The sequence below is a fragment of the Caulobacter sp. GW822-FHT07D08 genome (assembly GCF_058798735.1).
Window position 1 is genome coordinate 785,889 of record NZ_JBXAKU010000001.1, and the last position, 26,184, is coordinate 812,072.

25 protein-coding genes and 1 riboswitch are annotated in these 26,184 nt (G+C 68.5%); of the genes, 17 read left to right on the forward strand and 8 right to left on the reverse strand.

Features of this window, described 5'->3' with window-relative positions; all coding sequences use genetic code 11:
- Positions 1 to 11 precede the first annotated feature (11 nt).
- From AC1RJ9_RS03545 to AC1RJ9_RS03560, 4 genes are all read left to right on the forward strand, one after another.
- Positions 12 to 2,840: an ATP-dependent DNA helicase gene (locus AC1RJ9_RS03545; protein WP_492834655.1), complete on the forward strand. Its 2,829-nt coding sequence runs from the start codon at positions 12 to 14 to the stop codon at positions 2,838 to 2,840.
- Positions 2,841 to 2,928: 88 nt separating this feature from the next.
- Complete coding sequence (locus tag AC1RJ9_RS03550) at positions 2,929 to 3,192, forward strand: helix-turn-helix domain-containing protein (protein WP_492834653.1); 264 nt, start codon at positions 2,929 to 2,931, stop codon at positions 3,190 to 3,192.
- A 50-nt stretch (positions 3,193 to 3,242) separates the two neighbouring features.
- A complete protein-coding gene (locus AC1RJ9_RS03555; RefSeq protein ID WP_492834651.1) occupies positions 3,243 to 3,818 on the forward strand; it encodes an SRPBCC family protein in 576 nt (191 codons plus the stop codon).
- Between the two features lie 203 nt (positions 3,819 to 4,021).
- Entirely contained in the window at positions 4,022 to 4,771 is a 750-nt protein-coding gene (locus tag AC1RJ9_RS03560) for a hypothetical protein (RefSeq protein WP_492834649.1), read from the forward strand.
- Here the strand turns inward: AC1RJ9_RS03560 and AC1RJ9_RS03565 are convergent.
- On the reverse strand, positions 4,768 to 6,411 hold the full coding sequence (locus AC1RJ9_RS03565; RefSeq protein WP_492834647.1) for a pectate lyase: 1,644 nt from the start codon (positions 6,409 to 6,411) through the stop codon (positions 4,768 to 4,770). The two genes, AC1RJ9_RS03560 and AC1RJ9_RS03565, sit on opposite strands and share 4 nt — an antisense overlap.
- A gap of 624 nt (positions 6,412 to 7,035) precedes the next feature.
- Here AC1RJ9_RS03565 and AC1RJ9_RS03570 point away from each other — a divergent pair.
- Positions 7,036 to 7,218 (forward strand): hypothetical protein, encoded by a 183-nt coding sequence (locus AC1RJ9_RS03570; RefSeq protein ID WP_492834645.1) that lies wholly within the window; start codon positions 7,036 to 7,038, stop codon positions 7,216 to 7,218.
- Here AC1RJ9_RS03570 and cuyB read toward each other — a convergent pair.
- Together cuyB and cuyA are read right to left on the reverse strand one after the other, a co-directional pair.
- The gene (gene cuyB / locus AC1RJ9_RS03575; protein WP_492834643.1) at positions 7,208 to 7,900 is read right to left on the reverse strand and encodes a cysteate racemase; all 693 of its coding nucleotides are present in this window, start codon (positions 7,898 to 7,900) and stop codon (positions 7,208 to 7,210) included. The genes AC1RJ9_RS03570 and cuyB overlap by 11 nt on opposite strands.
- Positions 7,900 to 8,898: a D-cysteate sulfo-lyase gene (cuyA, locus tag AC1RJ9_RS03580; protein ID WP_492834641.1), complete on the reverse strand. Its 999-nt coding sequence runs from the start codon at positions 8,896 to 8,898 to the stop codon at positions 7,900 to 7,902. Before cuyA ends, cuyB begins: the two co-directional genes overlap by 1 nt.
- A 145-nt stretch (positions 8,899 to 9,043) precedes the next feature.
- On the opposite strand from cuyA, the gene AC1RJ9_RS03585 reads away from it, so the two are divergent.
- The 3 genes from AC1RJ9_RS03585 to ypfJ are packed head-to-tail and all read left to right on the forward strand — an operon-like array spanning position 9,044 to position 10,872.
- A complete protein-coding gene (locus AC1RJ9_RS03585; protein WP_492834639.1) occupies positions 9,044 to 9,601 on the forward strand; it encodes a tetratricopeptide repeat protein in 558 nt (185 codons plus the stop codon).
- 45 nt (positions 9,602 to 9,646) lie between these two features.
- Complete coding sequence (locus AC1RJ9_RS03590) at positions 9,647 to 10,012, forward strand: hypothetical protein (RefSeq protein ID WP_492834637.1); 366 nt, start codon at positions 9,647 to 9,649, stop codon at positions 10,010 to 10,012.
- Positions 10,013 to 10,023: 11 nt separating this feature from the next.
- Positions 10,024 to 10,872, forward strand: coding sequence for a KPN_02809 family neutral zinc metallopeptidase (gene ypfJ, locus AC1RJ9_RS03595; protein ID WP_492834635.1), 849 nt, complete (start codon positions 10,024 to 10,026; stop codon positions 10,870 to 10,872).
- Here ypfJ and AC1RJ9_RS03600 read toward each other — a convergent pair.
- Together AC1RJ9_RS03600 and AC1RJ9_RS03605 are read right to left on the reverse strand one after the other, a co-directional pair.
- A complete protein-coding gene (locus AC1RJ9_RS03600; RefSeq protein WP_492834633.1) occupies positions 10,869 to 11,399 on the reverse strand; it encodes a RidA family protein in 531 nt (176 codons plus the stop codon). The two genes, ypfJ and AC1RJ9_RS03600, sit on opposite strands and share 4 nt — an antisense overlap.
- 69 nt (positions 11,400 to 11,468) lie before the next feature.
- Positions 11,469 to 12,221: an alpha/beta fold hydrolase gene (locus AC1RJ9_RS03605; protein WP_492834631.1), complete on the reverse strand. Its 753-nt coding sequence runs from the start codon at positions 12,219 to 12,221 to the stop codon at positions 11,469 to 11,471.
- Positions 12,222 to 12,361: 140 nt separating this feature from the next.
- A riboswitch (TPP riboswitch) is annotated at positions 12,362 to 12,467 on the forward strand.
- Between the two features lie 71 nt (positions 12,468 to 12,538).
- Between AC1RJ9_RS03605 and thiC the strand changes: the two genes are divergently transcribed.
- The 8 genes from thiC (at position 12,539) to AC1RJ9_RS03645 (ending at position 21,976) form a co-directional block, all read left to right on the forward strand.
- Positions 12,539 to 14,377, forward strand: coding sequence for a phosphomethylpyrimidine synthase ThiC (thiC, locus tag AC1RJ9_RS03610; protein WP_492834629.1), 1,839 nt, complete (start codon positions 12,539 to 12,541; stop codon positions 14,375 to 14,377).
- Between the two features lie 70 nt (positions 14,378 to 14,447).
- The gene (locus AC1RJ9_RS03615) at positions 14,448 to 15,518 is read left to right on the forward strand and encodes an Acg family FMN-binding oxidoreductase (protein WP_492834626.1); all 1,071 of its coding nucleotides are present in this window, start codon (positions 14,448 to 14,450) and stop codon (positions 15,516 to 15,518) included.
- A gap of 60 nt (positions 15,519 to 15,578) precedes the next feature.
- Positions 15,579 to 16,967: a S41 family peptidase gene (locus tag AC1RJ9_RS03620; protein ID WP_492834624.1), complete on the forward strand. Its 1,389-nt coding sequence runs from the start codon at positions 15,579 to 15,581 to the stop codon at positions 16,965 to 16,967.
- 44 nt (positions 16,968 to 17,011) lie between these two features.
- Entirely contained in the window at positions 17,012 to 17,365 is a 354-nt protein-coding gene (locus tag AC1RJ9_RS03625) for a DUF1428 domain-containing protein (protein ID WP_492834622.1), read from the forward strand.
- Between the two features lie 331 nt (positions 17,366 to 17,696).
- Positions 17,697 to 20,438, forward strand: a complete 2,742-nt coding sequence (locus AC1RJ9_RS03630) for a TonB-dependent receptor (RefSeq protein ID WP_492834620.1) — start codon at positions 17,697 to 17,699, stop codon at positions 20,436 to 20,438.
- 176 nt (positions 20,439 to 20,614) lie between these two features.
- On the forward strand, positions 20,615 to 21,001 hold the full coding sequence (locus AC1RJ9_RS03635; RefSeq protein ID WP_492834618.1) for a hypothetical protein: 387 nt from the start codon (positions 20,615 to 20,617) through the stop codon (positions 20,999 to 21,001).
- Positions 21,002 to 21,077: 76 nt separating this feature from the next.
- The gene (locus AC1RJ9_RS03640; protein WP_492834616.1) at positions 21,078 to 21,413 is read left to right on the forward strand and encodes a GIY-YIG nuclease family protein; all 336 of its coding nucleotides are present in this window, start codon (positions 21,078 to 21,080) and stop codon (positions 21,411 to 21,413) included.
- Complete coding sequence (locus AC1RJ9_RS03645) at positions 21,413 to 21,976, forward strand: DUF2239 family protein (protein ID WP_492834614.1); 564 nt, start codon at positions 21,413 to 21,415, stop codon at positions 21,974 to 21,976. Before AC1RJ9_RS03640 ends, AC1RJ9_RS03645 begins: the two co-directional genes overlap by 1 nt.
- Here AC1RJ9_RS03645 and AC1RJ9_RS03650 read toward each other — a convergent pair.
- From AC1RJ9_RS03650 to AC1RJ9_RS03660, 3 genes are all read right to left on the reverse strand, one after another.
- Entirely contained in the window at positions 21,965 to 22,906 is a 942-nt protein-coding gene (locus tag AC1RJ9_RS03650; protein WP_492834612.1) for a ThuA domain-containing protein, read from the reverse strand. The two genes, AC1RJ9_RS03645 and AC1RJ9_RS03650, sit on opposite strands and share 12 nt — an antisense overlap.
- A 133-nt stretch (positions 22,907 to 23,039) precedes the next feature.
- On the reverse strand, positions 23,040 to 23,426 hold the full coding sequence (locus tag AC1RJ9_RS03655) for a VOC family protein (protein ID WP_492834610.1): 387 nt from the start codon (positions 23,424 to 23,426) through the stop codon (positions 23,040 to 23,042).
- A gap of 148 nt (positions 23,427 to 23,574) precedes the next feature.
- Positions 23,575 to 24,594, reverse strand: a complete 1,020-nt coding sequence (locus AC1RJ9_RS03660; protein WP_492834608.1) for an SDR family oxidoreductase — start codon at positions 24,592 to 24,594, stop codon at positions 23,575 to 23,577.
- 148 nt (positions 24,595 to 24,742) lie between these two features.
- Here AC1RJ9_RS03660 and AC1RJ9_RS03665 point away from each other — a divergent pair, with 148 nt between their 5' ends.
- Positions 24,743 to 26,137: an MATE family efflux transporter gene (locus AC1RJ9_RS03665; RefSeq protein ID WP_492834606.1), complete on the forward strand. Its 1,395-nt coding sequence runs from the start codon at positions 24,743 to 24,745 to the stop codon at positions 26,135 to 26,137.
- Positions 26,138 to 26,184: the final 47 nt, after the last annotated feature.

The following is a 26,184-nucleotide window of genomic DNA, read 5'->3' on the forward strand; positions in this document are numbered from 1 at the left end:
AACGGAGTCGGGTGACCGCTTTCCCGCCGACTCTGGATCTCGCCCCCGCGCTCGTCGTGCTGCCCGGGCCGCGCGCGGGCGTGGCCGACGGGGCGGGCGAAGGGCGGATGCTACGTCCGCCGGACGCCCGCGACCTGTTCGAGCACGGCCCGGTTCTGGTGGCTCACGCGGCCATGACCGCCCGTCGCCTGAACCTGTCGCCGCCCTCGCGCCATGCGCGGCTGTTCGACGTGCTGGAGCTCTATGCCTTTGTCCGGCCGGCGACCTTCTGCGCCCCGTCGGCCGTGGGCCTGGCCATGGCGCTGGGTCTGCGCGAGCCGCACGGCGCGGCCGAACAGGCCCAGAGCCTGCGCGAGAGCGCCGACGCCCTGTTGCGCGAGCTGGCCCTGACTCCGGTCCCGTCGCGCGAGGAGGCCCTGGCCGTGGCCGAGACCCTGGCCAAGGCCGGCTGGTCGTGGGGAGCTCGGACGATCGGCGCGCTCCGCTCGGTTCAGGCCGGCAACCAGTTCCGCGGCTCGGGCCTGGACGTCTGGGCGCGGCTGGTCGAATGGGAGGATCAGGCCCCGCCCGGCGAGCCCGGCTCGCGGCCGATCGATCCTGAACGGGCCGGGGAGCGCCTGGCCGAACTGCTGAAGCGCTCCGGTCTGGACGAGGTGCGCGAGGCCCAGGTGACCTTCGCCAAGGAGGCGGCCTTCGCCTTCCAGCCGCGCGAGCGCGAGGGCGAACCGCGCATGATGCTGGCCGAGGCCGGCACCGGCGTCGGCAAGACCCTGGGCTATCTGGCGCCGGCCTCGCTGTGGGCCGAGGCCAACGGGCCGTCCGTCTGGATCAGCACCTATACCCGCGCCCTGCAGCGCCAGATCGAGCGCGAGAGCCGGTCGATCTATCCCGATCCCAAGGAGCGGGCGCGCAAGGCGGTGGTTCGCAAGGGGCGTGAGAACTATCTCTGCCTGCTGAACTTCCAGGAGCAGATCAACGGCGCCCAGCTGGGCAATGGCGACCTGATCGGCCTGGCGCTGACGACCCGCTGGGCTCGGGCGACCCGGGACGGCGACATGACCGGCGGCGACTTCCCCGCCTGGCTGCCGACGCTTTCGGCTGTGCCGCCCTCGGCCCAGGCGAGCCCGTCGAACCTGGTCGACCGGCGCGGCGAGTGCATCCATGCCGGCTGCCAGCACTATCGCATCTGCTTCATCGAGAAGGCCGTGCGGGCGTCCAAGCGCGCCGACATCGTCATCGCCAACCACGCCCTGGTCCTGACCCAGGCCGCGTTCGACGGGGCGCGGACGGCGCGGGGCCTGAAGGGCGACAACGAGACCACCAGCCTCAAGCGCATCGTCTTCGACGAAGGCCACCACCTGTTCGAGGCAGCCGACAGCGCCTTCTCGGCCGCCCTGTCCGGGGCCGAGGCCGCCGAGCTGCGCCGCTGGATCCGCGGTCCCGAGGGCCGTGGCCGACGCGGGCGGGGTCTGGAGGCGCGCCTGCTGGACATCCTCGGCGACCGCGAAGGCGCGCGCGGCGCGATGACCCAGGCGCTGCACGCCGCCGCCGCGTTGCCGGGCGAAGGGTGGTCAGGCCGGGTCGCGCCGCCGGACGGCCAGATCAATCCGATCGGACCGATCGAGAACTTTCTGGTCGCGGTGATCGAGCAGCTGCGGGCCCGCACCAGCGAGCGGGGCGGCGGCGCCGACCTGGGCCTGCAATGCGACGCCCGGCCGGCCACCGATCTCGTCCGCGAGCGCGCGCCGGAAGCCGCCAAGGCCCTGGCCGCCATCGAAGCGCCTTTGCTCGCCCTGGCCCGCGCCCTGGAAGACGTTCTGGACGAGGACGCCGAACACCTGGGCCCGTCCGAACGCGCCCGGATCGAAGGCGCGCTGCGGGGCCTGGACCGTCGCGCCCGCATGACCCTGCCGGCCTGGCGCTCGATCCTGAAGGCGATCGAGGATGACGACGTCGAGCCCAGCGAGACCGATCCGGACTTCGTCGACTGGTTCGAGGCGACGTTCCTGTATGGACGGGTCGTCGACGCCGCCTGCCGCCGCCACTGGGTGGACCCGACCGAGCCGCTGCGCGCGGCGGTGCTGTCGCCAGCCCACGGGGTGCTGGTGACCAGCGCCACCCTGGTCGATCCGGCGCTGGAGGATCCGTTCGCCCTGGCCGAGATGCGCACCGGCGCCGCGCGCCTGCCGACCGCGCCCAAGGTGCTGCGGCTGGTCTCGCCGTTCGACTATGAGCACAACGCCAAGGCCTATGTCGTCACCGACGTGAACAAGGAGGACCCGCGCCAGGTCTCGGCCGCCATGCGCGAGCTGTTCCTGGCGTCCGGGGGCGGGGGGCTTGGCCTGTTCACCGCCATCCGCCGGCTGAAGGCCGTGCACGAGCGCATCGCCGCGCCCCTGGCCGACCAGGGCTTGGCTCTGTACGCCCAGCACGTCGATCCGCTGGAGGTGGGGGCGCTGGTCGACATCTTCCGGGCCGAGGAGGACGCCTGCCTGCTGGGCACCGACGCCATCCGCGACGGTGTCGACGTGCCGGGCCGGTCCCTGCGCCTGCTGGTCTTCGACCGGGTGCCGTGGCCGCGTCCGGACGTGCTGCACAAGGCCCGCCGCCTGCGTTTCGGCGGCAAGGGCTACGACGACGCCGTGGCGCGGGCCCGCATCAGCCAGGCCTTCGGCCGCCTGATCCGCCGCGCTGACGACCGGGGCGTGTTCGTCATGCTGGACGCCGCCGCGCCGACCCGGCTGTTCTCCAGCCTGCCCGAGGGCGTGACCCTGGAGCGGGTCAGCCTGGTCGAAGCCATCGAGGCCACGGGAGCGTTCCTCGCCAAACAAGGCGCCTGAAGACTTCGCCCTGACTCAAAGCCGTCGAATTTCTGCAATCGACGGAGCCTAGAAGCTCTCCTTGGGGATAGGCCGTAGGAGCGTAACGATGATCAGACCCGCCGACCCCGCGATCGATGAAGCCGCCGCTCCGTCGCGTTCGCGTTCCGCCCGCGCCCTGGTTCAGGCCGTGCGCTGGCGCACGGGGCTCAGCCAGGCGGACTTCGCCCGCGTCTTCCACATCGACCGGACGCTGCTGGAAGACCTGGAGCACGGCGACGCCCGCCCCGACGCCGCCCTGACCGCTTACCTCCGCGTGATCGATCATGCCCCCGATGTGGTGCGCGAAGCGCTGGCCGTAGCGCGACCGTAGCGTCCAGAGGCCCGTCGCCGCCGTAGCTGCTGCAGGCAAGGAGCGGACGCATGCGGCGATGGATGGTGGCGGCGACGATGGTGTGGGCCCTGAGCGGGTCCGCCCACGCCTTCGAATTGACGGCCAAGGCCCAGGCGGCCCTGGCCAGGGGCGAGGCCTATGCCGAGGTCTCGCCTGATCCCGACGGCGTCTCCGGCCGCGTTCGGGCGGTGGTCGACGTCGCCGCGCCGCCGGAAAGGGTCTGGGCGATCATGACCGACTGCGCCACGGCGGGGCGGATGATCAGCAACCTGGCCAGCTGCCGCATTCTGTCCGGAGATCAACGCAAAGGCTGGGACATCCGCGAGCACGTCACGCGGCGCACCTTCGTCTTTCCGAGCATGCGGATCGTGTTCCGATCGGACTACGAGCCGGTCAGTCGGATCCGCTTCCATCTCGTGGAGGGCGACCTGAAGGTCGAGCAGGGCGAGTGGCGGCTGCAGCCGCTGGACGGCGGGCGCGGCACGCGGGTGTTTTACGACAACCGCCTGGCGGTCGACTGGCCTGTTCCCAAGGCCATGATGCGCGAAGCGCTGCGCAAGGACACGCCGAAGGTGCTGATGAACCTCCGGCGCGCCTGTGAATGACAGACCGTCTGGCTGCGGAATTTCTTCGCCAAAATTCCGCTAATCTTTCATGGGCTTGTCGACAACGTCTCGAAGTCGCAATATCATCCCTGGATTGAATTGAACGTTTCTGCAACTCTTCCAGCCAAAACGACGACGGAAAGTTGAAGCCTGTTCGTGTGAGCAGCGTAGCGACGGTCGTCTTGGCGGGGTCGGAGCCTGTTGTGTTCGGGAAGCTCTTCTTCTTCCATAATCCTAAGGCGGGCGGGACCTCCGTCGTCGATGCGCTGAGCCGCCTGTTTCCGGAGGAGCGCCGTTGTCCGCGAATCGAGAACGACGCGACCGAACACGCCGAGCGCGCTGGGCGCTACGAGGCGTTCCGGGGTCACGACTTCTATGCCGGCCACTATGGCTATGACATCTACCGCGCGGTGGACCCGCAAATCCCGGCAGCCACCAATTTCCGCTGGCCGGTGGACCGGGTGGTCTCGGTCTATCGCTACTTCCGGCATGTCGTGGCGCTGACGGGCGATCAGGCGCGCGATCCGCGGTTCCGGGCGGTCAGCCTGGCCAAGCGACTGTCGCTCGACGATTTCGTCACCTGCGACGACCCGGCGGTGGTGCTGCACACCTACGACCACCATTACCGGCAACTGACTGGCTCGGGCTGGTCGCCCCTGTACGAGCAGGACGTGGCCGCCGCGCAGGCGCTGATCGAGCGCATGGTCTGGTTCTATGTCTGCGAGCATCCCTTCGAGTCGATGGCGTGGGCCGAAAGCGCGTTCGAAGGCCGCGTGGCGAGCGTGCAGCGTCTGAACGTGACGCGGGCCGAGGACACGGCCGAGGCGATGCTGGGCGCGAAGGCCTACCGCCAACTGGTCTCGCAAAACCAGAAGGACGTCGCCCTCTATCAGCATGCGCTCGGCCGGTTGCTGGCCGCGGTGACCCCGGCCGAAGCGCGTCTGATCGCTTAAGTCGCGAGGCTGTCGACGTACTTGATCAGCGTCGCCATGTTGGCGATGAAGGCGCCGGTCGAGACGCCGATCTTCGGGTTGGGATCGGGGTAGGGCGAGGTGTCGTACTTGTCGCCGACCTTGGTCTCCGAGAAGTCGCCGGGAGTCGGCTCGGCCGGAGGCTCGCCGGCATAGGGCTGGCTGGTGGAGGTCAGGGGCGTGGGCCACCAGCCTTCGGCGTTGAGCTCCAGGGTCAGCTTGGCGACCTTGTCGGCGTCGGCCGACACGGCCTTGGGGGCCGAACTGGACAGGTCGCCGCCGACCGACAGGTCCTCGACCGAGATGTCCTTGACCATGAAATACTTGGGCAGCGGACGCTGGCCCTTCAGTGGCGAGTGCCTGCTGGCCTCTTCCGGCGGCGTGGCCTTCAGCGTCTCGTAGCGGGCGCGCAGGCCTTTGACGTCCACGTTCCGGAACGACGAGTAGTGGGTGACCGTGTTGTGCGGGTTCTCGTCGGTGAAGTAGCGGCCGCTGACCACGTTCGAGCCGGTGCGGTGGACGTACAGCGGACGGCCGTTGCCGATCTGGATGAAGGTCGGATAGCGCGGCTTGCCGGGCATGACCTCGTCGGGCAGGCGCACCGAGTCCAGCCAGGCCAGGGCCTCGGGCAAGCGGGCCAGGTACTTCGGATCGCCGGTCAGCTGGTAGAAGGTCATCATCTGCGACAGGCAGCTGGCCGTGGCGTGGGTGGCGAAGGCCTTGGGCTCGTAGGTGCGGGCGCCGGCCGGCTTCAGGTCGGCCACGGTGTGCTGCAGGCCCCAGGCCGGCTGAGGCTGCGGCTGCTGGCAGGCGACGTAGCAGTCCATGGCGCGGCGGATCGGCTCCAGGACGCTCTTATCGCCCAGGGCCTGGTAGACCATGATCAGGAACTCGATGTTCTCACCGATCACGTCGTCATTGAAGGTGATGAAGCTCGTGTAGTCCGGGTTGCCGTGGTGGTGGAACTCGTCTTTCAGCGGATAGCGCTGCGGCCAGCCGCCAACCGGATACTGGCTTTCCAGCACGAACTTCAGGGCCTTCTCGAAGGCGGCCTTATACTTCGGATCCTTCTTTTCGACGTACATGCGCAGCATGAACTTGCAACACTCGGCGGTGCCTTCGTCGTCGAAGGTGCAGTTGCCGTAGTAGTGCTGGAATTCCTCGAGGCGCCAGCCGTTCTTGCCGATGGTGTCGTACCATTTCTTGAGCGAGGCCTCGCCGGCCATGTCGCCCAGATAGTTCCAGCCGCCGGCCGGGTTCTGGATGGCGATCAGCGCGTCGGCGGCTTTGCACGCGGCGTCGTAGTAATATTCGTCCCGGGTGGCGTGGTAGGCGTCCAGGAACAGGTGGCCGACCGTGCCGGTGCCGGGCGGCTGCACCCAGATCATCGTCGGAAAGGCTTCCATCTCGCCCCAGCGGCGCGTCAGGTCTGCCGAGTAGGACCAGACGTAGCCGCCCTTGTAGGCGGCTTTCTCGACCATGAACCTGGCCGCCTTCTTCATGGTCCCCAGGGCGTCCGCCTTGGTCGGCGCGGCCAGGGCCTTGAGCGGCAGGCCGGCGCCGGCGAAGGCGGCGGCCGTGGTGGCCATCAGGCGGCGACGGGAGAGGGCGACGAGGGGCATGCGGGACTCCGGATGAGGCGGAGCCGTCAACGAACGGGAAGCCGCTAGAGCCTGTCTGGACAGGCGCTATCTCAAAGCTTGGAGCATGACGGGCGCCGAAATCGGCATCCAATATCGGCTGTCGCGCTCGACGGCTTTTGGCGTTCCTCCCGGCCCTGACGGCCCCGTCGTCTGATGCAACGGTTTCAGTTACCATGCTACCGGTGTCATAGCTTTGGCTACCCACTTTTTGCGACGAGTTTCCTCATTCTGGGATGGCTGCGTCAGCGCGCCGCAGCCGGGACGAGGCCCTTGTATGCAAAGGATTTCAGCGCTGCGGCGTCCTCAAAATGGGGGGCTGCGACAGGGCGACGCGTTGCTTAAGGATCCGCGTTCGGCGAAAGCAGGGTCACCAGTTTAAGAGGCGACGCCGCAGCGCTCGATGCTAGCGCAGCCGACGCCGTCCTGTTGGGGAACAGGACGACACCCCCAGGCCTTCCAGGTCCGGGGGTGTTTTCATTTATGCGCCATGCTTGCGATTTAACATTCTGTGACAATTTGGCGCGCGCGAAACGATGGTTAATGAACGGTGTGCGTCCAGCGGTCGCATGGTGGCGCCGTTTAGGTCCTGTAGACGTTTGCGTCATGGGAAGCAGAAACGATCATCTCAGCGAAGCCGAGCGTCTCGAGCGACAAGCCGAGAGCGCCGACACCACCCAAGCCCGGGCGGCGTTGCTACGCATGGCCCAGGCCTCGCGCGGCGCGGCGGCCCTGCTGGGGCTGTTCGAGGCGTCGCGCGAAGACGGTCAGCCCTCGGCTATGCGCTGACGTCCTCAAGGCAGACCGCCACGCAGCGCCTGGCCAACTCTTCCGTCGCATCAAGAAATGGGACCGACAGGTCCGTCGCGCTCAGCACCAGCGGCACTTCCGTACAGCCCGCCACCACGCTTTGCGCGCCCTTGCCGACCAGGCGGTGGGCAAGGGCGGCCATGGACTCGCGGGAGTCGGGGCCGACGTGACCCTGCTTGATGCGATAGAGCAGGGCCATGAACTCGACCTGCTCGTGGTCGTCTAGCATCACCACTTCCAGGCCCATGTGCGAGAAGCGATCGCGATAGAGGCCGAGCGCAAGGCCGGTGCCTAGCACGCCGACGACGCTGGCGCCCTTGGCCTGGGCGGCCAGTCCCGCCGTCTCCAGCATGTCGACCAGCGGCAGACCCGAGGCGCGGACCTCCTCTGCATAGGCATGGGCGGTGTTGCAGGCGATGGCCAGCACCTGGGCCCCGCCATCGCGCAGTCCAGCGGCCATGGCCGCCAGCACCGGACCAGGATCGGATGTCGAGATGTTGCGGTCCGGGACCTTGGGATTGATGTCGACCAGCACCCGCAAGTGATCCTGCTCGCGCTTGACCGGCGTGGCGGCCTGCAGCTTGGCGAGGAAGTCCAGGGTCGCCGCCGGACCCATGCCGCCCAGAACGCCCAGAACCTTGCTTTGGGTGACCTTGCTCATCACAGAGCGGGCTCCAGCACCGACTGATAGCCGAACAGGCCTTGCGCGCCGCCGGTGTGCAGGAACACCACGCGCTCCCCCTTGAACGCGCCCTTGCCCGCCTGGTCGATCAGCCCCTTCAGGGCCTTGCCCGAATAGACCGGATCGAACAGCAGGCCCTCGGTTCGGGCCGCCAGGGCCAGGGCGTCGATCACGCCCTGGTCGACCAGGCCATAGCCTTCGCCGACATAGTCGCAGTCGGCCACCACCATCTCGCGTTTGACGCGGCCGGCCGCGCCGATCTTCTCGGCGGTGGCGAGCGCCAAGTTGAAGACGTTCTCTTCCTGCTTGGGCTTGGGCGCGCGAACGCCAAAGCCCAGGATCGGAATGTCGACCGACAAGGCCGCGAAGCCCGCGACTAGGCCGGCATGGGTGCCGGCGCTGCCCGTGGCGGTCACGAAGCGGTCGATCTTCAGATCCATCTGGTCGGCCTGGACCACCAGCTCGCGGGCGCAGTCGACATAGCCCAGCGCGCCGACGGTGTTCGAGCCGCCGCCGGGAATGACATAGGGCTTGCCGCCGCGCTGACGGACGCTCTCGGCCGTGCTCTCCAGCTCGGCGACCATGTCCGTGCCGCCCGGGACGTAGCGGATCGCCGCGCCCATCAGCTTGTCGAGCAGGACGTTGCCGTTGCCCATGTAGTCGCTGGCCTTGGAGCCGGTGCGTTCCTCCAGGATCACTTCGGTCCTGAGGCCAAAGCGGGCGCCAGCGGCGATGGTCTGGCGCACGTGATTGGACTGCACCGCGCCTTGAGTGACGAGCGTGTCGGCGCCCTGGGCCAGGGCCTCGCCCAGCAGGAACTCCAGCTTGCGGGTCTTGTTGCCGCCGCCGGCCAGGCCGGTGCAGTCGTCGCGCTTGACCCAGAGGTCGACGCCCAGCGCCGCGCCCAGGCGGGGCAGGGGCTCCAGCGGGGTCGGCAGGTGGGCGAAGCGGGCGCGGGGAAAGCGGGCGAGGTGCATCGGTAAGGTCCCTGACGGAGTCGCCGCCTCTGTTAGCACGACCCGCGCGCGATGCGAGGGCGAGGCTTCGACGGACCGCGCGACGGTGCTATGATCACCTCATAAACGGCCGGCCATAGAGACCGGCCCCATGGGAGGAAGACACATGCGAGCGATCCCTCTCGCCGCGCTCTGCGCCACGGCCGTCCTGGCCGCCGCCGGAGCCGCCGGCGCTTCGGACCTGATCATCGGCGGCGGCTCTGCCCAGGAGTGTTCCGACGCGGCCGAGAAGGGCCGGACCGACAACCGCGCCGTCCTGGCCTGCACCACGGCCCTCGAGGTCGAGACCCTGAACTTCCGCGACCGCGCCCGGACCTTCGTGAACCGTGGCGTGCTGCAGATGCGCCAGCGTCAGTTCGGCGCCGCCCGCGCCGACTTCGATCAGGCCTCGACCATCGACCCGAACCTGGGCGAGGCCTATGTGAATCGCGGCGCGACCTTCGTCGGCGAGGAGCGCTATCGTGAAGGCGTCGAGCAGATCGACAAGGGCCTGGGCATGGGCGTGAGGGCGCCGGAAAAGGCCTTCTTCAATCGCGGCCTGGCCCATGAGGGGCTGGGCGACCTGACAGCCGCCTACAAGGACTATACGCGGGCGGCGGAATTGAAGCCGGGCTGGCTGGCGCCGAAGACCGAACTCGCGCGTTTCACGGTCAAGCGGCCCTGACGCGCGGCGCGTCGTCGGCTCGCTCCGGCTGGTAGGAGTATCCCGATGGCGCGTACGGTTCTTTTGCTCACGGTTGGCTTGGTGGCGCTGGGCGGCGCGGCCCAGGCCCAGACGACCTTGCGTGACATCCAGACGCGGAACGCCGCCGCTCAAGCGGTGGACGACGTAAGACGCGACGCGTTGGCCAACCAGATCGAGACCTCGAACGCCAACGAGCGGGCCAGGACCCAGGTGATCCTGCGCGACCTCAGCGATCAGCGGAACGGGACAATCCCGCCGCGTGACGAGGCCGCGCGGCGCGACGCCGAGCTCGCGGCCTCCGCGAACCGCATGGAACGCTTGACGCAGGACGCGCTGGACCAGAGCAATGCGCGCATGAGGGCGATCAAGCCCGCCAGCCAACCGAACTGAGCGAGGACTGTATGGAGTGGGAAGGCGGTCGCCGATCCGGCAATATCGAGGATCGGCGTGGTCTGGGGCCTGTCGGTATCGCCGGCGGCGGCATCGGCGCGGTGGTGCTGGCCGCCATCGGTTATTTCGTGTTCGGCATCGATCCGCGCACGACCATGGAGGCGACGCAGGGCCTGCAGCAGCCCGCCCAGCAGGAGGGGACGCGCGGTGAGGTCTCCGACCGCGAGGGCCAGTTCATCGACGTGATCGAGGCGTCCAACCAGGATGTCTGGACGCCGATCTTCCGCAACGAGGGCGTCGACTACCGGCCGCCCGAGGCGATCGTGCTTTACAATCAAGCCACGGGCACCGGCTGCGGCACGGGCCAGTCGGCCATGGGGCCGTTCTACTGCCCGGCCGACCAGAAGGTCTATCTGGACCTGTCGTTCTGGCAGGAACTGGAAAGCCGCTTCGGGGCCAAGGGCGAGTTCGCCCGCGCCTATGTCGTCAGCCACGAGATCGGCCACCACGTGCAGCACCTTCTGGGCGCCGATCAGCAGGCCCGCCGCCTGGGCGCGCGGGGCGAGGAAAGCGGCTCGGTGCGGCTGGAGCTGCAGGCCGACTGCTATGCCGGCGTCTGGGCGGCCCATGCGGGCGAGGCCTCCGGCGGCAAGATCGTCATCAACCGCGCCGACATCCAGGATGGCCTGGGCGCCGCCGCCGCGGTGGGCGACGACACCATCCAGAAGCAGACCCAAGGCCAGGTCGTGCCCGACAGCTTCACCCACGGCAGCAGTGCCCAGCGGATGCGCTGGTTCACGCGCGGCTATGACCAGGGTGACCCGTCGGCCTGCGATACGTTCAAGGCCAGCCGGCTCTAGGGTTGCTTCTTCTTCGGGGCGTAGGCGATCAGCTGGATCTCGACGATGCCGCCGGCGGGCAGCAGGCCGCTGGTCCCGACGGCGGTCCAGGCCGGATGGGCGCCCTTGATGAACTCGCTCTTGACGGCGTTGATCATGGCCAGCTGCTCCCATCGCGGGGCGGGCTGATCGGGCCCTTCCCAGACGTGGAAGCTGTTGATCATCACCACGTCGTCGAAGGTGGCGCCCGAGGCCTTCAGCGTGTTGTCCAGGGCGACGAAAGCGCGGCGGACCTGCCGCTTGAACGACTCCGGATCCGTGCCTTCGTCCTTGCCCCGGCCGGCGACCGCGCCCGAGACGTAGAGCATGTCGCCGGCCCGGCGGGCGGGGGCGTACTTGAACTCGTCATAGGCCTTCTGATTGCGCTCGGAGGGGATGATCACCTCGCCGCCCGAGGACGGGATCGTCTTCGGATAGGTCTCCTGCGCCAGGACGGGCGTGGCGATCAGGGCGCAGAGGACGGGCAGGGCGAGGCGGCGGAAGGTCATGGGCGGATCTCCATAGAACGCGGGTCACCCGATCGCGTGGCCGGCCGCCGGCCGCAAGTGAATTAACCGTCACCCGGCGGCGCGGATGATCAGATCCGTGATCGCCTTGGGATGCGAGATCATCGACACGTGGCTGGACGGCAGCTCGATGGTCGTCGCTTTCATGCGCTTGGCCAGGAACCGCTCGAGGTCCGGGTTGGTCGTCTGGTCGTTGGCCGAAACGGCGTAGAAGCTGGGCTTGTCCTGCCAAGCGGCCACGGTGGTTCGACCGGAGAACAGGCTGGCGGCGATCGGCTGCTGGGTCGCGAAGAGCGCCAGAGCGCGGGCCGGTTCGACGTCGCCGGCGAAAAAGCGGATGAAGGCGTCCTGGGTCAGCCACGAATAGCCGTCGGTCGTCACGACTCCGGCCCGCACCGGCATGGTCGGATAGGTCGCCGCCAGGGCGTTGAAGTCCTCGCCGGCGTCCGGCGCGCGGGCGGCGACATAGACCAGGGCCGTGACCTTCGGGTCGACGCCGGCCTCGGTGATCGGTACGCCGCCCCACGAATGGCCGACCAGCACGGTCGGGCCGTCCTGCCGCGCGAGGACCCGCCGGGTGGCCGCCACGTCGTCGGCCAGCGAGGTGAGGGGGTTCTGCACCGCCGTGACGTTGAATCCCTTGGCCTGCAGCGAAGGGATCACCTCGTTCCAGCACGAGCCATCGGCCCAGGCTCCGTGGACCAGGACAATGTTTTTCGCCGGTGTTCGAGCCAGGGCCGGCGTGGCGAGGCCTGCGGCGAGCGCGCCCAGCAGGACGGCGCGGCGATTGGGGATGGCGTTCATGGATATGCCCTCGGCGGTGGTGACCAGAGGCGGTCACGCTCCATTCGCGCCGGCAAGGCCAAGGGTAACGAGGTTGACGACTTCGTGATCGCCAGGGCACGCGACGCTTGACCTCAGCGTCAACGCGCCTAGTGTCCAGCCGTTGTTCACCGGGGGGTCGCTCGCGCGGCTGAGATTGGGCTCTGGCCCTGACCCGTAGAACCTGATCCGGGTCATGCCGGCGAAGGGAGGGAACGCGGTCGGCGCTCGCAGCCCGTCCGTAAACCGACTCAAGCGCGACACGTCCGGGTCTCCTCGAAGCCGAAGGAGCGCCCGAAATGAACATCCAGACCACCATCAAGTCCGTGGCCGAGACCATCTCGATCGGCCCCATCCCCGGCTCGCGCAAGGTCTACCAGGCCGGCCAGCTGTTCCCGGACATCCGCGTGCCGTTCCGCGAGGTGGCCGTCCACCCGTCGGCCAACGAACCGCCGGTGACGATCTATGACCCGTCCGGTCCCTACAGCGACCCGACCGCGACCATCGACATCGAGAAGGGCCTGGAGCGCACCCGCGAAGCCTTCGTCGTCGCCCGCGGCGACGTCGAGGTCGTCGCCGAGCCTCGCGCCGTGAAGCCCGAGGACAACGGCTTCGCCCAAGGCAAGCACCTGGCTCCGCAGTTCCCCGCCATTGGCCGCACCATCTATCGCGGCAAGCCGGGCGCGCTGATCACCCAGTACGAATACGCCAACGCCGGCAAGATCACGGCCGAGATGGAATATGTCGCCATCCGCGAGAACCTGCGCCGCGAGCAGGACCGTCCGTGCGTTCGCGACGGCGAGGACTTCGGCGCCTCGATCCCGGACTTCGTGACGCCCGAGTTCGTGCGCCAGGAAGTGGCCCGCGGCCGCGCCATCATCCCGGCCAACATCAACCACGGCGAGCTGGAGCCGATGGCGATCGGCCGCAACTTCCTGGTCAAGATCAACGCCAATATCGGCAATTCGGCGGTGCTCTCCACCGTCGCCGACGAGGTCGACAAGCTGGTCTGGGCCACGCGCTGGGGCGCCGACACGGTCATGGACCTGTCGACGGGCCGCAACATCCACAACATCCGCGACTGGATCATCCGCAACAGCAGCGTCCCGATCGGCACGGTGCCGATCTACCAGGCCCTGGAGAAGGTCAACGGCGTGGCCGAGGACCTGAACTGGGAGGTCTTCCGCGACACCCTGATCGAGCAGTGCGAGCAGGGCGTCGACTACTTCACCATCCACGCCGGCGTGCGCCTGCCGTTCATTCCGATGACCGCCAAGCGGGTCACCGGCATTGTCAGCCGCGGCGGCTCGATCATGGCCAAGTGGTGCCTGGCCCACCACAAGGAGAACTTCCTCTACGAGCGCTTCGAGGACATCTGCGAGATCATGCGCGCCTATGACGTGTCGTTCTCGCTGGGCGACGGCCTGCGTCCGGGCTCGACCGCCGACGCCAATGACGAGGCTCAGTTCTCGGAGCTGCGCACCCTGGGCGAGCTGACCAAGGTGGCCTGGAACCACGGCGTCCAGGTGATGATCGAAGGGCCGGGCCACGTGGCCATGCACAAGATCAAGGCCAACATGGACGAGCAGCTGAAGCACTGCCACGAAGCTCCGTTCTACACCTTGGGCCCGTTGACCACGGACATCGCGCCTGGCTACGACCACATCACCTCGGCGATCGGCGCGGCGATGATCGGCTGGTTCGGCACGGCGATGCTCTGCTACGTCACGCCCAAAGAGCACCTGGGCCTGCCGGACCGCGACGACGTCAAAACCGGCGTCATCACCTACAAACTGGCCGCCCACGCCGCCGACCTCGCCAAGGGTCACCCGGGCGCGGCCATGTGGGACGACGCGATCAGCCGCGCGCGGTTCGAATTCCGCTGGGAAGACCAGTTCAACCTGGGCCTCGATCCGGAAACGGCCCGCAAGTTCCACGACGAGACCCTGCCGAAGGAGGCGCACAAGACCGCCCACTTCTGCTCGATGTGCGGTCCCAAGTTCTGTTCGATGAAGATCAGCCACGAAGTCCGCGACTTCGCGGCCGGCATCGCGCCGAACGACGCGGCGCTGGGGATGGCCGAGATGAGCGAGAAGTTCAAGGAACAGGGCTCGGAGATCTATCTGAAGACCGAATAGGGCGGGTTTGACCCACCGCAAGGTGAGGCGAGAGGCGGCGGCTACAGCTTGGGTTTTCGGAGCCGCCGCCATGCCCACTCGTCGCGCCCTGATCGCCGCCATGCCGCTGCTGGTCGCGGGATGTTCCGGCGGTGAAAGCCCCTACGACCGCGCGGTCCGGGATCTCTGGCGGCTGCCGGACTTGGGTGGCGGCGGCGTTCCGATGACCGCCCTGATCCATGCGGCGACTCTGGCCGCGAATGGACACAACACCCAGCCCTGGCGCTTTCGGATCGAGCCTCGCGCGATCGAGATTCTGCCGGACTTTTCACGGCGGACCCCGGTGGTGGATCCGGACGACCATCACTTGTTCGTCAGCCTCGGCTGCGCCCTGGAGACCCTGCTGCAGGCGGGGCTCGGCTATGGCTGGGTGGGCGAGCCGGAGATTCTGCCGGGAGGGGGCGTCCGTGTGGCGTTCTCCAGCGCGCCGGCTCGCCCGGACGCCCTGTTCCAGGCCATACCTCGTCGCGCATCGACGCGGACCAAGTATGACGGAAGACCCGCGGACGCTGCCACGCTCCGTCGGCTTGAAGCCGCCGTCGGACAGGATGTGGCGCTTCGATGGGGGCTGGAGCCCGACGAGCGGTCTCGCCTGACGGACATGATCGTCGCCGGGAATAACGCTCAGCTCGCCGATCCCGCCTTCATGCGTGAACTCACAGACTGGATCCGCTTCGACGCCAGGGAGGCCTTGGCGCATCGGGACGGCCTGTTCGCGGCCGCCTCCGGCAACCTCACGACGCCACGTTGGCTGGGCGAGCGCCTGCTGCCCATGGTCATGACGAAGAACGGCGAGGCCGATCGGCTCGCGGGCTGGATGAGGAGCTCGGCGGGCGCGGCGATCTTCACTGGTCCGGCCGAGACGCCCGCCGGCTGGATCGCCGTGGGGCGCGCCTTCACCCGGTTCGCGCTGACGGCGACCGCCGCGGGCTTGAAGCTGGCCTTCCTCAACCAGCCGGTCGAGGATCCGTCGACGCGCCGCCGGATGGCCGCGTGGCTGGGTGAGCCGGCCAAACGCCCGGATCTTGTCGTCCGCTTCGGCTACGGACCCGAATTGCCGCGCTCCCTGCGCCGTGGCCCTCAGGCCGTTCTGCTCCGTTAGCGTCGGGCGTCGCGGCGATTTCACTGGCGCGGCGGCGGAGACGCCTCCACCGTCGCGCCCATGAAACGCTTGAGTCTTCTGGCGGCCGCCGCCGTTCTCGCCTTCGCCGCGCCGGCGCTCGCCGAAAGCCCGTTCTGGCCGGTGCAGGCCAAGGGCGCGCCGGTCGCGGCCGAGCTGCGCGGCGCCTGGAAATCGCGCGGCTACGGCTGGATCGTGCTGTTCGGGCCCGACGGCGCCCAGCTGTTCCAGACCGCTGGCGAGGCCTGCTATCCGGACCCGCGTCGGGAGCCTGATCCCGACGGGGTCCTGTCCCTCTGGCGCGCCGAGGGGCAGGGGACGATCACCCTGACCGGCGGTCAGGACGGCACGCGCTACCTGTTCGACAAGCTGCCCAACCTGCCAACGCCCTGCATCGCGGCGGCGGCCTGGACGCCGGACCGCATCGTCGCCTTCGCCGCCGACACCTTCGCCGCCTACTATCCGCGTTCGGTCGAGCGCAAGCTGGACTGGCCGACGCGCAAGGCCGCGGCCCTGGCCCAGGTAAGCCCAACCGCGACCGACGCTCAGCTGTGGACGGCGCTGTCGGGCCTGATGGCGGGCCTCGACGACCCGCATGTCGAGCTGCACGGCATGGTCGCCGGTTCCCGCCGCGACCTGGAGCCCGGCGAGTCTCCGACCCTGAACCGCGTCCACGCCGCCGACCCGCAGGGCGAGGAGAAGACGTGGCTGCAGGCCTATCGCGAGGGGATCCTGACGGGGATTCTGCAAGGACGCGGGCGACAGGCGGCCAACAACCGCGTCTTCTGGGGTCGGGTCGACGACGTCGGCTATCTGAACATCGTGACCATGGGCGCCTTCGCCCGCAACGCCGCGCCGGATGATCCCCGGCCGCTGGATCCCGTGCTCGACGAGGCCATGGCCGCCTTCGCCGGGGCCAAGGCGGTCATTGTCGACGTCAGCAACAACCGCGGCGGCTACGACACCATCGGCCAGCGCATCGCCGCTCGCTTCGCCGCCCAGCCACGCGCGGCCTACGCCAAGATCCCGGTCGGGGCCAAGGCGCCGCCGCAGCCGGTCAAGGTCGAGCCCGCCAGCGCGGTCCGCTTCACCGGGCCGGTCTATCTGGTCACCAGCGACATCACCGTCAGCGCCGGCGAGACCTTCACCCTGATGATGAAGGCCCTGCCCAACGTCACCCAGGTGGGCGGGACGACGCGCGGCGCGTTCTCCGACCAATTGCCCAAGCCGCTGCCGAACGGCTGGACGATGGCGTTGCCGGCCGAGCTCTACAAGGGACCGGAGGGCCAGGACCTGGAGGGCCGGGGGCTGGTTCCCGACGTCCCCATGGCCGTGTTCCCTGATGACGACCTCTCCAACGGCCACGCCAAGGCCATCACCAGCCTGATCGCGAAAATTCGAGAAGGGACTGTCGGAACCGCGGGTCGCTGAACGTCCTTGTCTCCGACAACGCCATTTGAAGCGGAGGAAACGTCATGGCCTATGTGGATGGTTTCGTGCTCGCCGTGCCGAAGGACAAGCTGGACGACTACAAGGAGATGGCCCGGCTCGGGGCCGAGGTCTGGATGGAATACGGCGCGTTGTCATATGTCGAGTGCATCGGCGACGATGTGCCCTATGGCGAGCTGACTTCGTTTCCGCGCGCTGTCCAGGCCAAGGAAGACGAGATCGTGATCTTCTCGTGGATCACCTACAAGGACCGCGCCAGCCGCGATGAGATTAACGCCAAGGTCATGGCCGACGAGCGTCTGAAGGCGGGCATGACCAACATGCCGTTCGACGGCAAGCGGATGATCTATGGCGGCTTCCAGGCGTTCCTAGAGAGGTAGCACGCTCAGGTTGCGTCACCATGGTGAGGCTCCGCCGGGCGACGCCTCGAATCCGCCCGGCAAGCCCCCGTGCGACATGGCGGCGCGGTTTATTGCCAAGCTGCAATATCGTTTCCACGGCAACATGGCGCGACCGAAAATGTGACGATATTTCAATGGCTGAGTGCTCTTTGAGCGTCGGAAGACACACGAGTGTGCGCTTTATGGCGCATTGCCTTTTCTTAACGCCGGGGGGCGTTGCGGAGGGCGTCGCACCCCCGTAAGGAGCGGCAACCCAGCGTTGGCGCGGCCGAGCGTCGACGTTCCTGTCACTCGTGTTTTCGTGGGCCTAATGACCCTTTCGACCATCCTCCTGTATGGGCTGGCCTCGGCCGCGCTCGACCCCATGACCGCCGCCTCGGCCGGGCCGGCGTTCCCCGTCTCCTCCCCGCCCGAGGCGGTCGCCGAGGCTGACCCGAAGAAGCCGCAGGTCAAGGACGACGGTCCCAATGAGGTCGAGGGCCTGGTCATCCAGGCCGATCCGCGCGGCAAGGTCGAGGGCAATATCGAGCCCGAGCTCGAGCTGAACGAGGAAGAGATCAAGAGCTTCGGCGCGGGCAGCATCGGCGAACTGCTGACCATGCTGACGCCCCAGACCACCAGCACGCGCGGCCGAGACGGCGGCGGCGGGCCGGTGCTGCTGATCAACGGCCGCCGCATCTCGGGCTTCCAGGAGATCCAGGGCATCCCGCCGGAAGCCATCGAGCGCTTCCAGGTGCTGCCCGAGGAGGTCGCGCTGAACTACGGCTACAAGGCCGACCAGCGGGTCGTGAACATCATCCTCAAGAAGAACTACAGCGCCCTGCAGACGCAGGCGGCGGCGACGGTCGCCACCGACGGCGGCCGGGTCTCCGGCGGCGGTGGCGGCAACCGCGTGAACATCAATGGCGACAAGCGCTGGAACGTCGACGTCCAGCTGTCGCACGACCCCTATCTGCTGGAAACCGAACGAAATATCGTCCGGACGCCGAACGGTCAGCCGTTCGATCTGGTCGGCAATGTCGCCAGCCTGAACGGCGCGGCCCTCGACCCGACGATTTCCGCCAGTTTCGCGGGCGTGCCGGACTCGGCGGTGAGCGGCCGCGCGCCGCTGGCCGACTTCGGTCCGCTGGCCGGCCGCTACAACACCGGCGACCTGACCGCCAGCCGCTCGCTGATCTCCAAGTCCGACAAGGGCACCTTCCGGGGCTCGATCAGCCGCGACCTCAACAAGCAGACCCAGCTGACCCTCAGCGGCAATCTGGAAGACTCCAGCACCCACGCCCTGCTGGGCCTGCCGGGCGTGGCCTTCACCCTGCCGGGCGGCAGCCCGTTCTCGCCGTTCTCGCAGGCCGTGACCGGCTATCGCTACATCGACGCGCCGGGCGCCCTGTCGCGCGACGTCGACACCCTGCGCACCCAGGTCAGCATGGCCGCCAACGGCCGGGTCAAGGACTGGCGCTGGAACGTCACCGGCGACTTCGACCGCACCAAGACCGACACCGAGACCGGCCGGGGCCTCGACGCCTCGGCGTTCCAGGCGGCGGTGGCGGCGGGCGATCCGACGGTCAATCCGTTCGGCGTGATCGCGTCCAGCCTGTACAAGGCCGTGGCCCCGGACACGGCCCACTCGATCTCGACCGCGGCCAGCGCCGAGCTGGTCCTGAACGGCAACCTCTTCATGCTGCCGGCCGGCGGCCTGCAGACGACGTTCAAGGTCGGGGCCAACAGCAAGGGCCTGAACGCCGAGACCGTCCGTTCGGGCGTCACCACCAAGCGCGACATCACCCGCACGACGGAGAGCTTCCAGAGCAGCTTCAACCTGCCGATCACCAGCACGCGCAACAACGTTCTGGCCAAGCTGGGCGACCTCTCGGCCAACGTCAACGCCGGCTATGACAACCTGTCGGACCTGGGCGGACTGACGACCCTGGGCGGCGGCTTCAACTGGTCGCCGATCAAGCCGATCAGCTTCATCGCCAGCTACACCGACGAAGAGGGCGCGCCCACGACCAACCAGATCAACGATCCGCTGGTGGTCACACCGAACGTCTCGGTGTTCGACTTCACGACCGGCCAGACGGTGATCATCAGCCGCACCGACGGCGGCAACGCCAACCTGCTGAACGACAATCGCCGGGTCAGCAAGTTCGGCGTCAACTACAAGCCGTTCACCAGCATCGAGCTGACCTTCAACGCCACCTATACCCGCGCCGAGACCAAGAATGCGATCGCCTCGTTCCCGGCGATCACCCCGGACCTGGAGCGCGCCTTCCCGGACCGTTTCGTGCGTGACGCCTCGGGCCGCCTGCTGTCGATCGACGCCCGTCCGGTGAACTTCGCCAGCGCCCAGAACGAGAACATCCGCTGGGGCTTCAACCTGTTCAAGGCGGTCGGCAAGCCGGCGCCAGGCGCGGCCGGTGGTCCCGGAGCGCGCTTCGGCGGACCGGGCGGCGGCGGCGCGCCCGCCGGCGGCACGATGCGCAGGGGCGGCGGTGGTCCTCCGGGCGGCGGCGGTCCCGGCGGCGGTATGATGGGCCCGCCCCCCGGCATGATGCGTCCGGGCCAGGGCCTGTTCCAGCTGTCGGTCTACCATACCTGGCGCCTCAGCGACGAGATCACCGTCCGCAAGGGCATGCCGGTGCTGGACCAGTTGGACGGCGCGGCGATCAGCGCGCGCAACGGCCAGGCGCGCCACGAGGTCTCTATCCAGGGCGGCTACTTCAAGGACGGCCTGGGCTTCCGCTTCAACGGCGCCTGGAAGGCCTCGACCTGGGTCGACGGCGGCTCGACCGGCGGCCAGACCCTGTACTTCTCCGACCTGGCGACGCTGGGGGTGAACCTGTTCGCCAATTTCAGCGCGCCCGCGCGCAAGCCGATGGTCGACAAGTTCCCCCTCCTGAAGGGCGCTCAGCTGTCGCTGAACTTCGAGAACCTGTTCGACTCCAAGCAGTCGGTGCGCGACCAGAGCGGCGCGACGCCCCAGGCCTATCAGCGAGACTATCTGGACCCGCTGGGCCGGACGGTGCGCCTGGGCTTCCGCAAGCTGCTCTAGACCCTACGGCTTGACCGGGGCGGCGTCGCCGTCCTTGGCCTTGTCGCCGGTGACCTAGCCAGTGCGATCAACCTGCGCGTCAGTCGATAGGTCGCATCGTGGTTCAACGCGTCATTAAACTCTCAAGCGCACGCTTCCGGCTAGAACGGCCGCCCTCGGCCGGATCGGAGGCCGTCATGGCGACCATGACTTCCAGCACGCGCCGCACCGGCGACCACTTCGAGCCCACCGACACCGATCCCCTGGTTCAGCGCCGCCTGCGCGGCTATCTGGAGCAGATCGACTACACCGCCTACGCCTCGAACAGGGCGGTGCTGGGGGCGACCGTGCCGAACGCCGACGCCGGCCGCTTCCAGCGTCTGGCCGTGGCCACCGCGACGGCTCGCGCCAAGTGGGTGGCCGAAGCCGCGTCGATGGCCGAGGCCAGCGCGTCGCTGTCCGAGGCCCAGGTCGCGCGCCTGGTCCACCTGAGATCGGCGTATGAGGAGCTGGTGGCGGTCTACGAGGCGACCCGGCGCCTGGTCGAGCGGGGCTACGTGCCCTTCCGCGCTCCCGAGGTATAATTATCCGGGCAATATTGACTTAACATTTTATCCGGGTAAAAGGCGCGCAAGGCGGTTCGCCTCCGGAGAAGATTGCATGTCCGACCGCAAGGCGCTGCTGCGCGAATACAAGGAACGCAAGGTCGAGGCCGGTGTCTACGCCGTGCGCTGCGTCCCGACGGGCGAGGTCTGGATCGGCGTCGCCCCGGACCTGTCCAACCGTCAGAACGGCGTCTGGTTCTCGCTGCGGCTGGGCTCGCATCGCGAGAAAAGCCTGCAGGCCGCCTGGAACGCCCATGGCGCGGACGCCTTCGTGTTCGAAGCAGTCGAGGCGGTGGACACCGAGGGCCTGGAGGGCTCCATGCGGGCCTCTAAGCTCAAGGACCGTCGCGCCCACTGGATCGCGACGCTGAACGCCACGGGGCTGAACTGATGCCTGTCGCCGCGGGCGAAGAGCCCTATGTCGTGTTCCATGGCCAAACGCGCGTGGCGGTCGGCTCGCGCCTCGACGCGGCCCTGGCGGCCCAGAGGCTGATCGGCGAGGCGGGGGTGCTGATCTTCGACCCCACGGGCCGGTCGGTGGACTTCGATCTCAGCGGCGGGTCGGACGCCCTGGCCGCGCGTCTCGCGCCGCCGGAGGAGGCCCCGCGCGGCCGTGGCCGGCCCAAGCTGGGCGTGGTGGCGCGCGAGGTGACCCTGCTGCCCCGGCACTGGGACTGGCTGGCCGCGCAGCCCGGCGGGGCTTCGGTGGCGCTGCGCAAACTGGTCGAGGCCGCGCGGCGGGCCAGCGAGGGGCCAGACCGCATCCGCGCCGCCCGCGAAGCGGCCTACCGCTTCGCCTCGGCGATCGGCGGCGACCTGCCGCACTTCGAAGAGGCCATGCGGGCCCTGTTCGCTGGCGACGGCGCCGGCTTCGAAGCCCGGATCAAGGCGTGGCCGGTCGACATCGCCGCTCAGTTGCGGACCTATGCGGCGGAGGCGTTCTTAGCCGCCTGACTTCGCCACGACCTCGTCCAGAACCGCCTTGTAGGCGGCGTCGAACGGGGCCTTGTCGCTGTCGGGCTTGGCTGGCCACAGCGGTCGCAGGGCGGCCGTGCGGGCGGCGGCGTCGCGCAGCCAGGCCGGATCGGCCTTGGCCAGCCTGGTCAGGCGCGCCTCGATCTCCGCCTTGGGACGACCGTCATAGGCCAGCAGCGAGCGAAGCGCCCACAGCGCCTGCTCGTCCGGATTGGGCTTGGCCGCGCCCGGCTTGCGGTGGGCGGTCCAGCGCACGGCGTCCAGGATCTGGGCGCGATAGAGCGGGTCGTTCCAGGTGCTGGGCGTATGACCCAGGCTGGTGTGGAACAGGCGGCCCTGGCCGATCTGGCGCGTCCAGGTGACCGGCACGAACCATGGGCGCTTCAGGGCCATGTCGGTGAAGTCCAGCGCCTGCAGGGCGCGGACCTTGGCTGGGTCATAGTCCGAGTACTGATAGATCTCCTCGACATAGGGGAAGCGGGCCGGCCAGGCGGTGTTGACGGGGTCCTTGCCGCCCCCCGCCTTCTGACCGAGCGCCTGGACGGTGATCGGCGTGCCCTGGGTCCAGGGATGGCCGGCGAACTTGCCGTTGATGAAGGCGGTATAGGTCTGGCCGGGGCCGCTATAGTCCCAATGGGTGTCGGTGGCGCTGTGCAGGCCCACGAAGCCGCCCTTGCCGCTCTCGACCCACCGCTGCACGGCGGCCCAGTTCTCGGCGGAGATCGGCAACTCGCCGGTCGTGTAGAAGATCAGGACGTCGACCTCCTTCAGCTTTTCGGGCGTGATCACGCGGGCGTCCTGGGTGGACTCGACGGTGAAAACGCCGGTCCTGGCCCCGATCTCGGCCAGGGCGATCTCGGATTGGGTCGGGCCGTTGCTGTTGGCGGGACGCGTGACCGGCTTGTGCACGAACCCGACAGACTAATCGAGATAGAGCACCCGGATCTTGGCCGGCGCCGCGTGGACGGCGATAGGGGCGGCCATCGAGACAGAGAGCGCGGCGACCGCCGCGAACAGAGGCAGCAATCGGCGCATCGTCGTTTCAGTCCTTGGGTTGCAACAGGTCCCAGCGATTGCCGGAAAGATCCTCGAACACCGCCACCGTGCCGTAGGCCTCGTGGCGGGGCTCCTCCAGGAAGGTGACGCCGGCGGCGCTCATGCGGGCGTGGTCGCCGGCGAAGTCGTCCGTGTGCAGAAAGAGCCATACGCGCCCGCCGCCCTGGCGGCCGATCGCCTCGGCCTGGTCGCCGGTGGCGCGGGCCAGCAGGAAGTTCGTGCCGTCGCTGCCGGGCGAGACCACGACCCAGCGCTTGCCGTGGCCCATGTCGGTGTTCTCGACCAGGGTGAAGCCCAGCTTGCCGACATAGAAGGCGATGGCCTCGTCGTAGTCGGCGACCAGCAGGGAGACGAGGGCGACGCGGCGGGCCATTTGCGACTCCATTTTGGGAGCCAAGCCATAGCACGGTCGGCGGGGCAGTCCTCTTCCTTCGACAGGCTCAGGATGAGGACTGGCTGCTACGGCGGTTCACGAGAACCTCATCCTGAGCCTGTCGAAGGAAGAGGTTCGGTTGCGAGGCCTAGCCGCCCGCATAACCGCCGATGATCGGCAGGATCTCGCCGGTGATATAACTGGCCGTCTGGGGCGAGGCCAGGAACACATAGGCCGGCGCGATCTCTTCCGGCTGGGCGGCCCGCCTCATCGGGGTCTTGGCGCCGAACTGGGCGACATCGGGTCCCAGCTTGTCGGCCGGGTTCAGCGGGGTCCAGACGGGGCCGGGCGCGACGGCGTTCACGCGGACGCCCTTGTCGATCAGATGCGTGGCCAGTGAGCGGGTGAAGGCGTGGATGCCGCCCTTGGTCATCGAGTAGTCCAGCAGGTCCTTGTTGCCCAACAGGCCGGTCACCGAGCCGGTGTTGATGATCGAGCCGCCATTGGGCAGATGCTTCACCGCCGCCTTGGCCATGTGGAAATAGCCGTAGAGGTTGGTGCGCAGGGTGCGGTCGAAGTGCTCCTCGGTCAGGTCCTCGAAGTCGAGCACATGCTCCTGGAAAGCGGCGTTGTTGACCAGGATGTCGAGGCGGCCGAACGCGGCCACCGTCCTTTCCACGGCCGCCTTGGCGTAGGCCGGGTCGGCGACGTCGCCGGGCAGCAGGATGGCGCGGCGGCCTTCCTGCTCGACGGCCATGCGGGTCAGGTTGGCGTCGTCGTCCTCATTGAGGTAGCCGATGGCGACGTCCGCGCCCTCGCGGGCGAACAGCACCGCCACGGCGCGGCCGATGCCGCTGTCGGCGCCGGTGATCAGGGCCACCTTGCCCTCCAGCTTGCCGGAGCCCTTGTAGAACGGGGCGTCGTACATCGGGGCAGGATCCAGCGCGGACTCGTCGCCGGGCTTGGTCTGGTGCTGTTCGGGGTACGGCGGAGCGGGGTAAGGGCGAGCTCCGGCCTGCATGGCGTCGCTACGCTTTTTGTCCTTCGCATCGTCCTTGGACTGGAAGGAACGTTCCTCCTCGGCGTCCAGCGGGGCCTGGATCTCGCGATAGGCTTTGGCGACCTGCTCGCTGGTGTGCTCGAACTCGGGGGTCTGGGTCTCGGCCATGGCGCGTTCCTCAAGGGCTGAGCCCGAAGAACCGTTGGCCGCGTCCGATGTTCCAAGCCTTGCCGAAAGCGGGTTGCCCACAAATCGGGCATGAGCCACTTTGCGCGCCTTTCTTTGACACCCACCTTTTTGATTTGGGGTGACGACCATGCCGCGCGACGCGGCCGGAACGGCGCTCTTCTCGGAGCGCCCGCGCGGCCCCATCCTGACAGACCTGCTCGAACTGCTCCGCCTGGCGGGGCCGGTGGTGCTGTCGCGCCTGGGCATCATGGTCATGGGCCTGACCGACGCCATCGTCGTCGGCCATTTCTCTGCGAGGCAACTGGGCTTCCACGCCATGGCCTGGGCCCCGACCTCGGTGTTCGTGACCGCCACTGTTGGCCTGCTGGTCGGCGTGCAGGTGATGACCGCCCGCGCGATCGGCGCCGGCCGCCGACACGAGACCGGCGCGGTGCTGCGGCGCGGTCTCAGCTACGGCGCGTGGCTGGGCGTCGGCTCGGCGGCGCTGCTGGCCCTGTTCGGGCCTTTGTTCCTGCACGCCATGGGCCTCAAGGATGGCCTGGCCGACGGGGCGACCGCGCCGCTGATCGTCTTCTCGCTGTCGCTGCCGGTCTATGCGATCTCGGTGGTGCTGACCTTCTGGCTGGAGGGCCTGGCGCGGCCGACGCCGGGGGCGGTGATGATGTGGCTGGCCAATGTCGTGAACCTGGCCGCCAACCTGCTGTTCGTGCCCGGGACCTTCGGCCTGCCGGCCATGGGCGCGGTCGGCGGCGCCTGGTCGACCTTCGTGGCTCGCACCGCCCTGGCGATCGCCCTGGCGATCTACGTCCTGCGCATGAAGGACTCCCGCGAACTGGGCGTCTTCGACAAGCCGGCCCACAACAAGGCCGCCGAGATCGAGCAGCGCAAGATTGGCTACGGCGCCGGGGCGTCCAATTTCTTCGAGGTCTCGGCCTTCGCCGGCATGAACCTCATCTGCGGCTGGATCGGCAGCCTTGCCGTGGCCGCCTACACCGTGGTGCTGAACGTCTCGGCCATCGTCTTCATGGTCCCGCTGGGCGTGGCGACGGCCACCGCCGTACAGGTCGGCCGGGCCTATGGCGCGCGCGACCCGGAAGGCATGAAGCGGGCCGGCTGGATCGCCTTCGCTGTTATCGCGGTGATCGGGACGCTGTTTGGCCTTCTGCTCTATCCGGCCAAGCACTGGGTGGCGCTGGCCTACACCACCGACCCGGCGGCCATGACGCTGATCCTGCCGGCGATGGCGTTGGCCTGCCTGTTCTTCGCGCCCGACGCGGTGCAGGTAGTGGCCGCCCAGGCGCTACGGGCGCGCGGCGAGGTGTGGATCCCGACCGTGACCCACCTGATCAGCTACGCGCTGGTCATGGGCCCGCTGGCCTGGTGGCTGGCGATCCCGCGCGGCATGGGCCTGAACGGGGTGCTGATCTCGATTATTATCACCAGCTTCCTGGCCGCCGGCTTCCTGCTCTTCAGGTTCCGGATGCTGGACTGGCGGGATCGGAGGTTGGCGGAGACCTCATAGTTCTTGTCATCCCGGCCGCGGCGAAGCGGAGAGCCGGGACCCAGGGG

Bases quoted from the DNA above. Each gene is read 5' to 3' on its own strand.
- AC1RJ9_RS03625 (WP_492834622.1), top strand. From the start codon at position 17,012: ATGGCCTATGTGGATGGTTTCGTGCTCGCCGTGCCGAAGGACAAGCTG.
- thiC (WP_492834629.1), top strand. From the start codon at position 12,539: ATGAACATCCAGACCACCATCAAGTCCGTGGCCGAGACCATCTCGATC.
- AC1RJ9_RS03655 (WP_492834610.1), bottom strand. From the start codon at position 23,426: ATGGCCCGCCGCGTCGCCCTCGTCTCCCTGCTGGTCGCCGACTACGAC.
- AC1RJ9_RS03620 (WP_492834624.1), top strand. From the start codon at position 15,579: ATGAAACGCTTGAGTCTTCTGGCGGCCGCCGCCGTTCTCGCCTTCGCC.
- AC1RJ9_RS03640 (WP_492834616.1), top strand. From the start codon at position 21,078: ATGTCCGACCGCAAGGCGCTGCTGCGCGAATACAAGGAACGCAAGGTC.
- AC1RJ9_RS03555 (WP_492834651.1), top strand. From the start codon at position 3,243: ATGCGGCGATGGATGGTGGCGGCGACGATGGTGTGGGCCCTGAGCGGG.
- AC1RJ9_RS03570 (WP_492834645.1), top strand. From the start codon at position 7,036: ATGGGAAGCAGAAACGATCATCTCAGCGAAGCCGAGCGTCTCGAGCGA.
- cuyB (WP_492834643.1), bottom strand. From the start codon at position 7,900: ATGAGCAAGGTCACCCAAAGCAAGGTTCTGGGCGTTCTGGGCGGCATG.
- AC1RJ9_RS03600 (WP_492834633.1), bottom strand. From the start codon at position 11,399: ATGACCTTCCGCCGCCTCGCCCTGCCCGTCCTCTGCGCCCTGATCGCC.
- AC1RJ9_RS03645 (WP_492834614.1), top strand. From the start codon at position 21,413: ATGCCTGTCGCCGCGGGCGAAGAGCCCTATGTCGTGTTCCATGGCCAA.
- AC1RJ9_RS03585 (WP_492834639.1), top strand. From the start codon at position 9,044: ATGCGAGCGATCCCTCTCGCCGCGCTCTGCGCCACGGCCGTCCTGGCC.
- AC1RJ9_RS03660 (WP_492834608.1), bottom strand. From the start codon at position 24,594: ATGGCCGAGACCCAGACCCCCGAGTTCGAGCACACCAGCGAGCAGGTC.
- AC1RJ9_RS03605 (WP_492834631.1), bottom strand. From the start codon at position 12,221: ATGAACGCCATCCCCAATCGCCGCGCCGTCCTGCTGGGCGCGCTCGCC.
- AC1RJ9_RS03665 (WP_492834606.1), top strand. From the start codon at position 24,743: ATGCCGCGCGACGCGGCCGGAACGGCGCTCTTCTCGGAGCGCCCGCGC.
- AC1RJ9_RS03615 (WP_492834626.1), top strand. From the start codon at position 14,448: ATGCCCACTCGTCGCGCCCTGATCGCCGCCATGCCGCTGCTGGTCGCG.
- AC1RJ9_RS03590 (WP_492834637.1), top strand. From the start codon at position 9,647: ATGGCGCGTACGGTTCTTTTGCTCACGGTTGGCTTGGTGGCGCTGGGC.
- AC1RJ9_RS03630 (WP_492834620.1), top strand. From the start codon at position 17,697: ATGACCCTTTCGACCATCCTCCTGTATGGGCTGGCCTCGGCCGCGCTC.
- AC1RJ9_RS03550 (WP_492834653.1), top strand. From the start codon at position 2,929: ATGATCAGACCCGCCGACCCCGCGATCGATGAAGCCGCCGCTCCGTCG.
- AC1RJ9_RS03635 (WP_492834618.1), top strand. From the start codon at position 20,615: ATGGCGACCATGACTTCCAGCACGCGCCGCACCGGCGACCACTTCGAG.
- AC1RJ9_RS03565 (WP_492834647.1), bottom strand. From the start codon at position 6,411: ATGCCCCTCGTCGCCCTCTCCCGTCGCCGCCTGATGGCCACCACGGCC.
- ypfJ (WP_492834635.1), top strand. From the start codon at position 10,024: ATGGAGTGGGAAGGCGGTCGCCGATCCGGCAATATCGAGGATCGGCGT.
- cuyA (WP_492834641.1), bottom strand. From the start codon at position 8,898: ATGCACCTCGCCCGCTTTCCCCGCGCCCGCTTCGCCCACCTGCCGACC.